At 45.8% G+C, this 13,783-nt stretch carries 13 protein-coding genes; 6 read left to right on the top strand and 7 right to left on the bottom strand.

The features are described from left to right. Positions 1–133: 133 nt before the first annotated feature. A complete protein-coding gene (locus AC6I7V_RS04805; RefSeq protein WP_255231051.1) occupies positions 134–550 on the bottom strand; it encodes a CBS domain-containing protein in 417 nt (138 codons plus the stop codon). A gap of 405 nt (positions 551–955) precedes the next feature. Between AC6I7V_RS04805 and AC6I7V_RS04800 the strand changes: the two genes are divergently transcribed. Next, on the top strand, positions 956–1,225 hold the full coding sequence (locus tag AC6I7V_RS04800) for a hypothetical protein (protein WP_152468425.1): 270 nt from the start codon (positions 956–958) through the stop codon (positions 1,223–1,225). 94 nt (positions 1,226–1,319) lie between these two features. Here the strand turns inward: AC6I7V_RS04800 and AC6I7V_RS04795 are convergent, their stop codons facing one another. Further along, positions 1,320–2,276, bottom strand: coding sequence for a glycosyl transferase family protein (locus tag AC6I7V_RS04795; RefSeq protein ID WP_255231052.1), 957 nt, complete (start codon positions 2,274–2,276; stop codon positions 1,320–1,322). 310 nt (positions 2,277–2,586) lie between these two features. Between AC6I7V_RS04795 and AC6I7V_RS04790 the strand changes: the two genes are divergently transcribed. After that, positions 2,587–3,081, top strand: coding sequence for a peptidylprolyl isomerase (locus AC6I7V_RS04790; RefSeq protein WP_255231053.1), 495 nt, complete (start codon positions 2,587–2,589; stop codon positions 3,079–3,081). Between the two features lie 59 nt (positions 3,082–3,140). Here the strand turns inward: AC6I7V_RS04790 and AC6I7V_RS04785 are convergent, their stop codons facing one another. The 3 genes from AC6I7V_RS04785 to AC6I7V_RS04775 all read right to left on the bottom strand — a co-directional run bounded on the left by AC6I7V_RS04785 (position 3,141) and on the right by AC6I7V_RS04775 (position 8,407). Further along, complete coding sequence (locus tag AC6I7V_RS04785) at positions 3,141–4,004, bottom strand: DMT family transporter (RefSeq protein WP_498011441.1); 864 nt, start codon at positions 4,002–4,004, stop codon at positions 3,141–3,143. A gap of 205 nt (positions 4,005–4,209) precedes the next feature. Then, positions 4,210–7,311 carry an efflux RND transporter permease subunit gene (locus AC6I7V_RS04780; RefSeq protein WP_498011440.1) on the bottom strand — a complete coding sequence of 1,034 codons (3,102 nt, stop codon included), beginning with the start codon at positions 7,309–7,311 and terminating at the stop codon, positions 4,210–4,212. 7 nt (positions 7,312–7,318) lie between these two features. Continuing rightward, positions 7,319–8,407: an efflux RND transporter periplasmic adaptor subunit gene (locus AC6I7V_RS04775; protein ID WP_498011439.1), complete on the bottom strand. Its 1,089-nt coding sequence runs from the start codon at positions 8,405–8,407 to the stop codon at positions 7,319–7,321. Positions 8,408–8,614: 207 nt separating this feature from the next. On the opposite strand from AC6I7V_RS04775, the gene AC6I7V_RS04770 reads away from it, so the two are divergent. Next, positions 8,615–9,229 carry a TetR/AcrR family transcriptional regulator gene (locus tag AC6I7V_RS04770; RefSeq protein ID WP_498011438.1) on the top strand — a complete coding sequence of 205 codons (615 nt, stop codon included), beginning with the start codon at positions 8,615–8,617 and terminating at the stop codon, positions 9,227–9,229. A gap of 20 nt (positions 9,230–9,249) precedes the next feature. Here the strand turns inward: AC6I7V_RS04770 and AC6I7V_RS04765 are convergent, their stop codons facing one another. Further along, complete coding sequence (locus AC6I7V_RS04765; protein WP_498011437.1) at positions 9,250–10,140, bottom strand: LysR family transcriptional regulator; 891 nt, start codon at positions 10,138–10,140, stop codon at positions 9,250–9,252. A 423-nt stretch (positions 10,141–10,563) separates the two neighbouring features. Here AC6I7V_RS04765 and AC6I7V_RS04760 point away from each other — a divergent pair, with 423 nt between their 5' ends. Both AC6I7V_RS04760 and AC6I7V_RS04755 read left to right on the top strand, forming a co-directional pair. Further along, entirely contained in the window at positions 10,564–10,869 is a 306-nt protein-coding gene (locus tag AC6I7V_RS04760) for a monooxygenase (protein WP_498011436.1), read from the top strand. Between the two features lie 60 nt (positions 10,870–10,929). Further along, entirely contained in the window at positions 10,930–11,307 is a 378-nt protein-coding gene (locus tag AC6I7V_RS04755; RefSeq protein WP_498011435.1) for a hypothetical protein, read from the top strand. Positions 11,308–11,359: 52 nt separating this feature from the next. Here AC6I7V_RS04755 and AC6I7V_RS04750 read toward each other — a convergent pair whose 3' ends face one another. Continuing rightward, entirely contained in the window at positions 11,360–11,884 is a 525-nt protein-coding gene (locus tag AC6I7V_RS04750) for a lipocalin family protein (protein WP_498011434.1), read from the bottom strand. A gap of 205 nt (positions 11,885–12,089) precedes the next feature. Between AC6I7V_RS04750 and AC6I7V_RS04745 the strand changes: the two genes are divergently transcribed. After that, a complete protein-coding gene (locus AC6I7V_RS04745; protein ID WP_498011433.1) occupies positions 12,090–13,766 on the top strand; it encodes an amidohydrolase in 1,677 nt (558 codons plus the stop codon). Positions 13,767–13,783 lie beyond the last annotated feature (17 nt).

The following is a 13,783-nucleotide window of genomic DNA, read 5'->3' as shown; positions in this document are numbered from 1 at the left end:
AGTCTCGACTGCTGAAGGGGTTTCTAGTTGTGGTAAGCTAAAGTCCCCCTCCAGTACACCTGAAGTATAAACCTTGGAGTCGCCTCCAAGGTCAAGGAGAAGTGAGTAGAAATAACTGTTTAGAACAAAAAAGTTATACTGGATGCTGGAAGCAATCATCTAAGTTTTTACCAATGGCTCTCAAAACATCAGTACGAGTGATGATGCCAACCAGTCTGTCATTGTCTATAACTGGGTACGCTTTAGGCTTGCCAACTTTCATCAAATCTGCCAGTTCAATAATTGAAAGATCAGGCGATACTGAAAGCACCTCTTTGTACATGCAATCGCCAACAGTGTGCGTGTCTTGGCAGAAGTAACTCACTTTGACCAGTTTTTCCAACAAGTCCTGTTCCGACAAGAAGCCTATCACTCTCTCATTTTCATCAATCACGGGACCGCCCATATGGTGACTGCGCATTACCTTGTCTAACGCGAGACTTAGCGGCATATCAGGAGTGAACGTCACAACCTGCAGCGTCATGTAATCTTTCACTTTAATCGAATTCATCGCTTTCTCCCTAAAATTTCTCAGCTAGGTCTTATATCGAACCTATACGTTAATTGTTGTCTAAAATCTTGATTTTACTAAATGGGTTTTAACAATTTTATTTATAGGCAAAACCTCATTTATCAGAAATGTGAGGCGGTACAAGGGCTGAAGCATATAAAGCGAGATGTAACAAACCGTTCGATAAGATTCAAAAAAACAGAATATCGACTTGAGTTGCTTTGTGGAGTCATGTTCGAGAATCGATCGGCATCGAAAGGTGCGCCGATGAATGTGGCGTTCAAAAGTGATAGAGCTTATTGACGGCGGATGCCCGAGTAGAAATTGAAAAAGCAGGCAAGTTCTCGTATCTTAGCCGACAAGACGCATGTCTAACCTACTTTGAACACATAACCTCGGCACATTATGGCTTCCAAACTGCTTACTTCGATCAAATCATTCTTCAACGAAGTCTTAGACTTTCAATCTCGTATATGGGTTATCCATATCGTGGAAGAAGCAATCACAGATCAATCTTTCGTCATCAATGAAGACGGTTTTAAAGAACCTTTAGAGTGGATGAAAAAGCGCGGATATAGCGAGAATATGCTTGAACGTGTCGACAAAATGGGCATATCTCAAATCATCGAATTGCAACTGGGCGACATTTCGCATCGCTTGATGCGAGTAAAGTAACCCTCAGCAGCGCTTAGACGCCAGTCAACATCGACTCTCTGATAAACGGCAGATATTAAAAAGGCCAGCACTGCTGACCTAGTTTATTCGAACCCTACGTTCGACAATACGCTTCCCAAAGCTCTGAAGCTCGCTTGTATGCCTCAGGTTTGTCATGAGTCTCAGCAAACAATACCGCGGTCATAGTGTCGACGACACTGTTTGCCATCATCTCCATTTCGTCTTCTGGTGTACCGAGTACGCAGCTATCAGGCAACGATAGTCCTTCATGCATACTGCCTTTCCAATAAAAAGACTCGACCTTCTCAGGAGAGCTCAACCAAACAGTTTGACTCACCTTAGGGTTATATTCCGACTCACCGTTCTGACCCTTAAAAGAGATCACTGAGTGCGATTTATTGCCGATTACATGCTCAACTTCCGCGTGTAATTGAGGGAAACCTGGGTGGAAACTACCACGAACGCCCAATCGACCACCTCCAGGGTTAAGAGCACGAACCACCGTATTAATTGGCGTGCGTAAACCGTAACGATGTTTCCAACCAATCATGGTTTGAGCTTCAGGGGCAAAGTTTGCCAAAGGAAGATAGGCAATCCCCTCTTTCTCTAGAATCTCTCTCGCGTGCTCAGGGTTGTCAGCACACTGCACATTCACATCATGGAGGTGCGTTTCTACATGCGTTCGGCCACTCGGTTTGTCCATATAACCGTGCATTAAAATCTTATAGCCGCTGTCCGCTAAAATTCTCGCCGCCAGTAAATTCCATGGCTTACCGCTACTTGAATCGTTGCGTTTACCGGCATAACAAGGCCAATCAATGTCTGCGCCCAAATCTGGAACTCGAGATTGAAATGCTTTAACAAAGCCAGCAATCTCTTCATTCGTCTCGTTTTGTACGCGAATTAGCATCAGTAGCATCGCCATCTGGTCGTCTCCAACTTGACCACTCAAATACTCATCCATGATGCGATAGGCCTGTTCAAACGTAAGAGGCTTACGACCTCTTTCTCCTCGTCCAACAGTACGAATACACTCTAAAATACTACTCATTGATGTCTAATTCTCTTCTCTCTAAACAACTAAAAAAATAAGAAACCTGTTTCGACTCTATACTACCCAAGCAGTCATGCAAAGCGTTACAACACCATCCTTGATACAAAAAAACAAACCAGTTAGAGAAAAACAATAGAACGGAGTGTTAATCTGAGATTAAGTTGTGTTTTTCATAACTGTTCAAAAATACCGGACAAACAGAAACGTGAAACCTCGAACACATCATTACACTGCTGGCTGTTCTGCATGGTTCACGTATACTTCCTCTCATCATTTATCTAGCACTACCAATATAACGAGTAACTCTATGATCATTTTAACGACCAACTTTGGTGATATCGAAATAGAACTGAACTTTGATAAAGCGCCAGTGACTTCTAAGAACTTTCTGAAGTACTGCGAAGACGGCTTTTATGAAGGGACAACTTTTCACCGAGTGATTGAAGGTTTTATGATCCAAGGCGGCGGTCACACCATTGATATGACCGAAAAACCAACACGAGCACCTATCGTCAACGAAGCAAACCGTGGTTTAAAAAACGTCGTAGGTTCAATTGCAATGGCGCGTACTGATGCCCCACACTCAGCGACGGCTCAGTTCTTTATCAACCTCGATAATAATGATTTTCTTGATCACACAGCAACCACCAATGCAGGTTGGGGCTACGCCGTGTTTGGTAAAGTCATCGCTGGTATGGATGTTGTAGAGAAAATTGGTGTTGCGCCAACAACGACACGCTGGGGTCATGAAGATGTACCCTGTGAAGATATCGTCATTTCAAAAGTAACCGTTAAGCAATAAGGCTAACGCCTTCCGGTAGCCCTGATATCCCCGCTTGGATGTTACCAAGCGGTGGTGGCCTACCCCTTTCTCGACAAGCGAATATAGCAAAACAGCGCGCCAATAATCACCGCACCGCCCGCAAGCTTTTGTAGTTCAACCGTCTCACCCAGCATGGTCACGCTTAAGATCAATGTCCATACAGGTTCAAGGATCATAATAAGCGCGGCAACTTCCATGTTCACTGAGTGTTGCCCTACCGTTTGTAGCAAGTAACGAATCGCTGTCGCTACCACCGCAGACACCGTAAACCAGAAAACCAACGAACTGGTAATTTCGAATTCAGGCTGTCCCGTCATTGCAGCAAATGCCATTCCGCTGATACCCACCATAAACAGCTGAATACATATCGAAGCGATAGGCTTAACATTGTTCGTCACTCGTTTGTTCATGACAAAATGCAGTGACAGCATGATTGAAGCGAGTAGAAAGTAGATTTGGCTCTCTTCAAACGCCCAGCCATTAGTGAGCGTGAGCAGCAACATGCCGATGATTGAGATAGGAAACGATAACCAGAATGCACGATTTGGCTTCACACGGAAAATAAGCCAAGAAACGAACGGCGCAATGATCATCGCGAGGCTGGTAATGAATGCCCCTTCAGACAGGCTATCAGTAATTGAGACGGCATATACCCACAACTGCAGTGAGCCCGATAGAATCAGACCAACACCCGCTATCCCAAACAATTGAGACCAACTCAATTGACGAATCAAACGAAAACAGAATGGTAGAAGAATCAAACTAGCTATAAAAAAGCGAACACCGATGAACAATGGGCCTGGCATCTCCAGTACTACCAGCTTTGATGCAATCCATCCGACTGCTGCTAATAGCGTTGCACCTAATAGATAAGCTTCACCACCGAGTGTTTTTAGTTTCATAAATCCGAACCCTAGAGCTTGCTCAGATTAACAATTACCTGAGCCAGAACAAAAAAAGCAACCTCACATAAGCAAGGTTGCTAATTTACAAAGTAAAGCAGTATAAAGCTTCTTTATTGATTAGGCAGTATATTCTGGATAATCCGTTAGACCTTTTTCAGCACCACCTTTTCTTTATTCGTGTTTTCCAAACGTTCCAGAAAAACTAATGCGCTAATGCGGCTGAGGTATGTAACCCCTTCTTACGCGTCATTAAGTGGAACACCACTGGCACAAAGTAGAAAGAGATTAAAGTAGTCAGTACCGTACCGCCAACAATCGCGACCGCAAACGGAGGCCAGAAGCCGCCACCAGCGATGATCAGCGGCATAAAGCCTCCGACTGTGGTGATTGTGGTTGAGCTAATATGACGAGTACAAGACATGACTGCGTTCACCACTGCATCCACACTACCCGACGATGCCTCTTTGTCTAACTTCAATTCCGTCAGAATCACAATTGCCGCATTAATGGCAAGGCCTGCGATACCGAGCATTGCAATGATCACCGTAAAGCCAAATGGATAGCCGAATATCCAAACCGACAGTAAACCGAGTCCACCAGCCAAGGCTGCTACCATGAAGATAATGGTACTTAGCCTGAATGAGTTGAAGGACATCACGACCACCAACACCATCAATACCACAACCACCGCTACATTAGAGATCAAGCTATTCACTGAGTGGTCACGCTCGGCAGACTCACCACCAAAATCAATGGTGTAGCCCGATGGAATCTCGTAGCTCTCTAAACGCTTTTGGAACTCGTTGAGCACAGTTTGTGGCAAAACACCCGCCTCAATATAGCCTTCAATCGTATTCACTCGCTGACCGTTACGGCGAGTAATTGCGCCGCGACTGGTTGTTAACTCCAGCTCAGCCAAAGTCGAGACATTAATCCCCGTCGAATAAACCTCTGAGTTAATCGGCAGACGAATATTACTTAGATGAGTTAAGTCTTCACGAGCGTCATCAGCAACACGCACACGAATTGGCACGGACTCACTGCCCTCAATCACCGAACCACTCTCACGGCCAGTAAGTGTGGTTTGCAGAAGCCCTGCGAACTGATTCAATGAAATGCCATTTAACTTGGCGGTGTCTTCATCCACTTTGAGCCACACTTTTGGCGTGCCCGGCTGCAGTGTTTCACGAGTGTGCGTCACATGCGGAATACCCGCTAAGATTAGACGAACATCTTCACCAATCGCTTTCAATGTATCGAGGTTCTCACCGTATACACGCAGCTCCACAGGAGCCGTAAACGGAGGACCTTGGTTCAGCTTACGCACCAGAATTTGAGCTTCAGGCACCTCTTTATCTAACACCTTCTGCAACTCAGGGATCAGGGCATTGGCTTGGACAAAATCCCCGGTTTTCACCATTGCTTGAGAGAAATAAGGCGCGTTGTTTTGCCTTGCTTGAAGGTTGTAATAGAACGATGGGAAGTTCGCACCCACCAGCCAATCGATACGTTCTACCTCAGAGTAGCGGTGGATGATTTCATCAATTCGTTCCGAGGTTTGCTTGGTCGCGTAAACACTTGCTTGTGGCGGCATGTAAACCTGAATCTCGAACATGTCTCGATCCGAAGGTGGGAAAAACTGCTCGGTCAGTTGCGACATACTCCAGTAGCCAGTAAATGGCACCAAAAGAACTAAAGCAATAGTGATGATGGGATGGGTAACACCAAAACGCACCGATGACGAGAACCAACGAGTTAATGCAGGAATACGAAGCCCCGTCATGTACCAATGATGTTCTCCTCGCTTATCAACATCGCTTAACTGCTTCGGCAGTAATCGAGTTGCGAGACCAGCAATCAGAGTATGAGAAATCACATAAGAGCCAATCAGTGAGAAGGATACGGTAATCGCAATGCCACCCACAAACTCACCAGAAGCACCCGGCATCAGAATGATCGGCGCGAATGCCAATACCGTGGTTAGTGTTGAGCCCAATAGCGGCACCCACAAATGCTTCAATGCATTCATAGTCGCTTCAGCTCGATGCTGGCCCTTGAGTCGATACGCTTGAATGGTATCCACCATCACTACCGCGTTATCTACCATAATCCCGAGAGCCACAATCAAGCCCGTCACCGACATCTGGTTGATAGGTACACCAGTCATTTTCATGATGGAAAGCGTGAGCAAAGACGTTAAAGGCAGCGAGATAGCGACCAAGATTGCAGCACGAACACCAAGGGTGACAAACAGAACAATCAAGATAAGAACAAAACCAATCAACAAGCTCTCGCCGAGATCGTTTAGACGTGTCTCTGTATAACCTTGCTGATTAAAGAGCACATTAACGTGAACATTGCTCGGCAGCTCTTGCTCGAACTTCTCAATTACCGCGTTTGCACGTGATGTCCAATTATCGACACGCAAATCTGGGTGCATGCGCGCAGCAACAATCACACCCGGCTCACCATCGATAATCGCGATCTGGTCTTGTGGCGTTTTTTCACCTCGTGATACCGATGCGATATCTTCAAGGCGAACGATGTGACCATTAGCGTCGGTTGCAATTGGTACTTGCTTGATGCGTTCAATGGAATCTAGCTCGGACTCAATCTCTAAACCAAAGCGAGAGTATGAACTCACTAACTCGCCAGCCGAGTTCTTGGCATCAGCCCCTTCCAGAGACTCAGCAATATTCGCACTTGAACGACCGAGCGCAGCAGCATCGGCAGTGCGCAAGTTAATTTGAATCTCTTCTTGCGGCATACCGTATTCATCAACGAACTCAGTACCCGACAAGGTTCTCAAACGCTTAGCAAGCTCTTTGGCATAACGCCCTAGAGTTAAGCGGTCCGGTTCTCCAGCTCCGGTCCAAGTCAATGCAGTAATAGTGGTAAACGCGTAGGTGTGGTCACTATCCAAATCTGGGGACTGTGCACCTGCAGGAAGTAGCGGTTCAACGTCGGACAACTTGTCTCGCGCTTGTGACCAAACTGGTTCAGGCTCTGTGATGGTATCGTCTAGTTCAAGTGTCACAATCGACACATTAGGACGAGAGGTTGAACTGACTAGCTTCACTTCACTTAACTCACGCAGTTTATTCTCGATAACCTCTGTCACTAAGGTTTCGACTCTCTCTGCACTCGCCCCAGGGAAACTAGTGGTGATGTTAGCGTAGCGGTTGATGATGACTGGATCTTCTGCACGCGGCAGAGTCATGAAAGCGGAGATACCGCTCACCATCAGCAACGCCGTCATTAAGATAAGCAGTCGCGTATTGGAAATCGTCTCGATGATCTTCATGGGCAACCTACTTAGACGCCAGTTGAAGAGGACTCACGGTTTGTCCCGGAACCAAACGATGAAGACCACTTGCGATAACCTGTTCACCTTCACTGATGGCGCCCGTTACGTAAGCTTGCTGATTATTAGCAAACAACACTTGTACGCTGCGTCGCTCGACTTGGTTATTCTCACCAATCACGAATACATTCCACACTCCGCGCAAGCCATCAATCAAACCCGTTAATGGAATCCAAAAACCTTGGTCATCAATACTCTCTTCAAATTGAAGATAAGCCAATTGACCTTCTAGCACCAAGGCTTGTTCAGGAAAAAGATAACGCAGCCCAACGCTTCGAGATTGCGTATCAACCATCGCACCCGGATTAAGGAGGCTCACACCGTAAGACTCACCACCGACACGAATATGAGGTTGTGACAATGACGTCACTTTCTGCATTTGGTGAGCAGGGATACCAATAAAAGCCTCTTTGCCCTCGGAAGCGAGTAAGGTCAGCGTCGGATTACCTACATTGACCACATCACCCAGAGAAACAAAACGGGTGGCAATAGTTCCAGAATAAGGAGCGAGAATTGTCGACTTAATCAGTCGCAGATCGTTGGCTTTCAATGAAGCATCAATACGCAATAGGTTGGCTTGAAGAACGCGCTGCTCACTGGTCAGCGAGTCGATTTCGGCCTCCGCACTAAAGCCCTTTGCTTTCAATGAACGCTGACGCTTTAGGTTCGCGGCCACTAAATTCAACTGAGCTTTGACTTCTTCAGCTTGTGCCTTGAGTTGGCTAAGTTCTGTTTCTAGCAACTGGGTATCTAAACGAATCAGAGGTTGGCCTTTTGTGACTCTGTCACCAACATCAACCATGATCTCTTCAACTTTGCCCGCCAACTCGAAACCGAGATTGGCCTGCTGACCTGCTCGAACCACACCAACATATTCACGTTGCACCGCGTAAGCGTCCGACTGTGCCAAAACGAGTGTTTCAACCGTAAGAATGGTTGGCTCAGCGGCTGGCTGTGCTTGCGTTGTTTCACCGCACCCTACAAGAAGAGTAGAAAGCGCGACAGCGACTGCGCTGCTCTTCATCAATTTATACATAATACTGTTCCTGTGCAGTATGTAGTTGTCCTATTTTTAGACTAACCAAACCAAACTAGACTGTCTAGTTTGGTTATGTTAAAAATAGGTTTCATCGTTATTGATTGATAAAAGTGTCACAAAAAGCATAATGCTTACCCTGTGACAAATGACGCCGCATTTTGCACGCCAAAGACTGGCTAATATCGAACCAACGAGAAGACAGACGTGACTAAAATCATTAAAAGTGAACAGAAGAGATCGCAAATTTTAACTGCAGCAAGTGAGCTTTTCTCTGAGTACGGCTACAAGATCAATATGGATCAGATAGCCAAAGCAGCTAATGTATCGAAGCAGACTGTTTACTCTCATTTCAAGAGCAAAGACGTACTATTTGAAACATGCATGCAAACCAAATGCGCCGAGCGAGAACTTAGCCCCGATGCTTTTGATATGAATGCCACGTTGGAAGATGAATTGGTAAAGTTTGGTGTGAAATTTCAAGATTTGCTGTTAGATGAGCAGTCACGACAAACCTTTCAGAACGCTGTCAGTCAATCCAGTACCCATCCTGAGATCGCCTCTATCTATCTGGAAACGGGGCCTCAAAAGACCACCAAGCTACTGGCTGATTATCTACAGGCGAAAATCGATTCTGGAGATCTAACGTTGTCGACCTCTAGCTCGGCCATCATTGCTGCTCGTCAGTTGCTGCTGATGTTTCATGGCAAGTCCGCGTACTGGTCATTCTTCGGGCACGACAGCGGAGAATCTGATCAAGAGAGGCTCAACTACACTCGCGAATGTGTTGCACTGTTCTTGAATGGAAATAAGAGCCACTAAGTTGAGATTGAAGTTCAGCGCTAGCGAGAGGCAGACTCTAACAGTAGTTCATAGAAGCGTTTTGCTGCAGGGCCTGTCTTTACGCCTTTTGGCAGCGTGAGATGAAGGGGGACGTGATAACCACGACCGTTTTCGACATTAAGCACGGTCAGCTTATCACTTCCTCGGCTATCAACAATGTGCTTAGGCAACCTGCAGTACCCTACTCCTTGCTCAACCGCGCCAAAGGCATGGTCGAAATTATCGACCGTAATCCGCTGGCTTGATTTAAGCCAACCCACGTCTTTTTTATCTGCCAGTTTCTCTACTGAACCTAAATCTCTCACCACAATTTGCGGCAGCGACGATAGTTGATTGAGTGATAGAGATTCTTCCTTAGCTAGAGGATGCGAGCTAGTAACTACAGGCTCCATCACCGTGAAACCAAAAGCTTCCGCTGGGTAGTTAGTCACGGGCAAATTGATGATGGCAACATCGGCTAGCTCTTGGGTGACCATTTCTGTCGTTTTAGATAACGATGTCTCTATCACCTGAATCGAGGTGGTGTTGTTCTCGGCCACAAAGGCAGCCATCGGCCCGTATAGACGTTCAAGACAACATAGATGATCCACCGCCACCACGATTTCAGACTCGACTCCCTTGGCTAACTGCTCACTAATCAATTCGAGCTCTCGGGCTTGCTCTAACATACTGCTTGCCCTACGAAGTAATGCCTTACCATCTTCCGATAACACCGCTTTACGACCTTCGACCTGAACCAAAGAGACGCCAAGCTGGTCTTCCAGTTTCCTCAATGCATAGATCAAGGTGGTATGGCTCTTGTTCAGTTGTAACGCCGCAGCTTGAATGCTCCCAGCACGATCAATCTCGAACAGTGTTTGCCATTGGTCCAAGGTTGTCTTCAATCTCATTGGTCTAAAATCCTGACAGTTAATGACAATATTATGAACTTTTTTGTCGAATTTTTATAGGTAATATCTATCTCAACGGGCAGTCAAGCCTTCAAGATTTTTGCGAAATGGCAGCTCGCCTTAACGCAATGTTTAGGGCGTGTTGATCTTTCGAGCTGATTTTTGCAGCGAGTTGCTGGGTATTTCGACAAGGCAGAGGTTTTGATGTGTAGCTAGCCTACATGAAAAGCCGATAACGCAGTAGAAATGACCAGCAAACGCTGCCCAAAGGGTTCGGCTAAAAGCGTTTTACTCTTTGTTGAGGGGGATTTGCTTAGAATGACTAGGCTACTTCCCCCTCGCCGCGATTAAAACGCTTTTATCTCGAACAAAACTTAACCACGAAAGGCCAACACGCCCAAATAACTATTTGGAGAGATAACCATGAAACTACTACAAGTCGATTTTGAATTTAATGGCCCATTTGGTGAAGAGATGTCAAACGCCCTCATTGACCTAGCGAAATCCATCAACAACGAACCGGGCATGATCTGGAAAATCTGGACAGAGAACGAAGCAGAAAAGCTTGGTGGCGGAGTCTACTTGTTCGAAGACCAATTGAGTGCCGAAGCTTATCTAGCCATGCACAGTGCTCGTTTAAAAGAGATGGGCGTCTCGGAAGTGCGTGGGGTGATTTTTGACGTCAACCAGCCACTAACGACCATTAACAAAGGTCCAGTTAACAGCTAATTGAGCGACTCGTTATTGCAATAAATTGTAGATATTGAAAGACAGAAGAAGAGATACGACATGAACAATAAAACGTTTCTAAGCCTACACGGCATCATTTACGCAGGTTTTGCCATCGCCCTGTTCTTCCTACCGACCGTTATGTGGCCAATGTACGGTGTGGAGATCAATGATAAGTACGCTTATTTTCTGTCTCAACACACCAGTATCTTCCTTGGTGGCATCGCAGCAATAACCTGGTTGCTACGTGATATTGAGTCAGGAATAAGCGCTAAAAAACTTATCCAAGCCTTGGTTGTGACCAACATACTTGGTGCCATAATCACCTTGTATGCTGCTTTCACAGGCATCTTTATAGGCTTTGGATGGAGTGACCCTGCATTCTTTAGCTTCCTATCAATATTAAGTATTCGACAGTTACAGCTGCAAAAATCGTAAACAAAAAGGAGAGCGTAAAATTTGCGCTCTCCTTTTCCTATCAAATTACGTATTAGTTAATCGCGTCGTGCGTGACGTAAATCAGCTCATCGGTGTTAAAACCGCGCTCTTTCGACATCTGCTTAAACTTCTCTAGTACCTCGGGGGCGACTTGTGGCGTTCTAGACAGCAACCATAAGTAATCCGTGTCAGGGCCAGAGACAAACGCATATTGGTAACCCTGTTTATCTAACTCAAACACCACATATGAGCCGTAAAACGGACCAAAAAACGATACTTTCAGATAACCCTGGTCACTCCCTTCCACGAAATACGCTTTGCCTTCCGCTTCCTTCCACTCGCCCTTTTCTATTGAGAAGCCGCGATTAATCACTTTCACGCCACCATCGTCACGCAACGAATATTGAGCGCTGATATTACTCAACCCTCTTTCAAACGAATGATCCAAACGGGCAACCTCGTACCACGTACCTAGATAACTATCTAATTGGAATCCATTAACCGGTTTCACCGACTGAGGCATACCCAGACAGCCTCCCAAAAACACGACCGACATCAGCAACAAAAATCTTTTCATTCTTAGTCCTTTTTAAATGCATCAACGACAAGCAACTAATACGTTAATAATAGAAAAAGGTTCAGCGTTCACCTATTTAATCAGTGAGTTAACTAACAATTATCTCATTAAAGTCACACATTCCATTTTATAAAACGTAGAATCTCGCTCATCCCATTCAGGGTGTTTCTATAATTAGAAAAATGGATTAAATAAGCGAATCATTATGAGCCTATCTTCATCGGTTATTGCTCGTTTCGGTCTACTGCTTTCCGCTCTGTTGGTTTCCCTCGCGAGCAAAGCCAGTGACCTCCAAGTATTCTCCAATGCCATTATTTATGGACATTACGAATCAGACACCTTAGTTACTGAAGGCGGCGTCATCACCTTTATAGGTAATCGAGACAAGGCTCTGTCTTTTGCAGGCTCTAATGCTCCTGAAATCGACCTGGAGCAAGCTTTTGTTATGCCGGGCTTCATTGATAACCATAATCATGTATTTGAAGCTGCATCTGAAATGGGTGGCGTGTGTGAACTCGACTCAGAAGCAACGCTAGAAGAGCAGATACCTTATCTTGAAGTGTGCGCCGATGATGACTCCAAAGGCTGGCTCATGGGCTACGGTTTCTCGCTCGATGCGGTCATGAACCACCCATCTGATTACACTCCACTCGAGATAATCGATTCTATCTTCCCCGATCGCCCGGTCGTGATCATGGAGCAAACTTCGCACTCTATGTGGGTCAACTCTAAAGCGTTAAAAATCGCTCGTATCAGCGAACAGTCGCCCAACCCTCAAGGTGGTTATTACCTCAAAGATGAACAGACAGGAATGCTCAATGGCATCTTGCTAGACAATGCCGGAGACCAAGTCATGGAAATCGCTTGGAACAGCCAAAACGAACTGTTTGAACAGAGCTATGAAGGTTTGATGGCAGGATTGGAAGAAGCCGCAGCGCACGGTATTACCACGATTGGTGATGGGCGCATGTATTGGAAACGCGGTTGGTATGAGGTTTGGCAAGAAGCTGAAGAGAACAAGGATTTAACGGCACGAGTTTCTCTTCGCCCTTGGGTTTATCCTGAAATGGCGATGCCTTCTCAGCTTGAAGTATTCGAGAAGATGTATTCCAGCGATAAGTCTCGATTGCTTTTGGTCAACCAAGTCAAAATGTACAGTGATGGCATCGTAATTAATGGTACAGCGAAAACACTCGCCCCTTATCTGGACACCTACTTAAAAGACTCACCTTATGGTATTAACTACGTTCCACCAGCGCAGATGAAAGATTGGCTTGTGGCGCTAAATAAGATCGGTTTTAGTGCTCATATCCATGCAATTGGTGATGGGGCGGTGCGCGAGTCCCTCGATGCCGTAGAGCATGTGCGCAAACTGGGCTCAGACAAACCATACACCCTGACTCATGTTGAGCTGATCGACCAACAAGACATTCCACGTTTTCGCCAACTAGGCGTCTCAGCCGATTTTCAAGTGGGCTCAGATTACGTTGCACAACATGACCATGAGTGGGCGATTGCATTCTTAGGAGCAAGAAGAGCGAAAGCCATGATGAACCTCAATGCCATTCTCAGAACCGAAGCCAACATTACTCTAAGCAGCGATTGGAATGTGCACGACATTAATCCCCTCGTCGGGATTTCAAACAGTTTGATCATGGGTAAAACAGGGCTCACCGATATCTATACAGCCATCGATGCCTACACGCTTTATCCAGCCAAAAGCCTCGGTATTGATGACATCACTGGCACAATTGAAGTGGGTAAATCAGCAGACTTTGCCATTCTCGATAAAGATATCACCACGCTGACAGCAAGACAGATCGCCAAAACCAAAGTCCTGATGACGGTTCTTCGTGGAGATGTTGTTTACGAATCTGAATAAGTTTTTGGAATCACACA

Source organism: Vibrio sp. KUL70 (genome assembly GCF_059725515.1).
This window is presented reverse-complemented; position numbering and strand designations above follow the sequence as displayed.

Coding starts and splice junctions, on each gene's coding strand:
- AC6I7V_RS04805 (WP_255231051.1), bottom strand. CDS start 550: ATGAATTCGATTAAAGTGAAAGATTACATGACGCTGCAGGTTGTGACG.
- AC6I7V_RS04800 (WP_152468425.1), top strand. CDS start 956: ATGGCTTCCAAACTGCTTACTTCGATCAAATCATTCTTCAACGAAGTC.
- AC6I7V_RS04795 (WP_255231052.1), bottom strand. CDS start 2,276: ATGAGTAGTATTTTAGAGTGTATTCGTACTGTTGGACGAGGAGAAAGA.
- AC6I7V_RS04790 (WP_255231053.1), top strand. CDS start 2,587: ATGATCATTTTAACGACCAACTTTGGTGATATCGAAATAGAACTGAAC.
- AC6I7V_RS04785 (WP_498011441.1), bottom strand. CDS start 4,004: ATGAAACTAAAAACACTCGGTGGTGAAGCTTATCTATTAGGTGCAACG.
- AC6I7V_RS04780 (WP_498011440.1), bottom strand. CDS start 7,311: ATGAAGATCATCGAGACGATTTCCAATACGCGACTGCTTATCTTAATG.
- AC6I7V_RS04775 (WP_498011439.1), bottom strand. CDS start 8,407: ATGTATAAATTGATGAAGAGCAGCGCAGTCGCTGTCGCGCTTTCTACT.
- AC6I7V_RS04765 (WP_498011437.1), bottom strand. CDS start 10,140: ATGAGATTGAAGACAACCTTGGACCAATGGCAAACACTGTTCGAGATT.
- AC6I7V_RS04760 (WP_498011436.1), top strand. CDS start 10,564: ATGAAACTACTACAAGTCGATTTTGAATTTAATGGCCCATTTGGTGAA.
- AC6I7V_RS04755 (WP_498011435.1), top strand. CDS start 10,930: ATGAACAATAAAACGTTTCTAAGCCTACACGGCATCATTTACGCAGGT.
- AC6I7V_RS04750 (WP_498011434.1), bottom strand. CDS start 11,884: ATGAAAAGATTTTTGTTGCTGATGTCGGTCGTGTTTTTGGGAGGCTGT.
- AC6I7V_RS04745 (WP_498011433.1), top strand. CDS start 12,090: ATGAGCCTATCTTCATCGGTTATTGCTCGTTTCGGTCTACTGCTTTCC.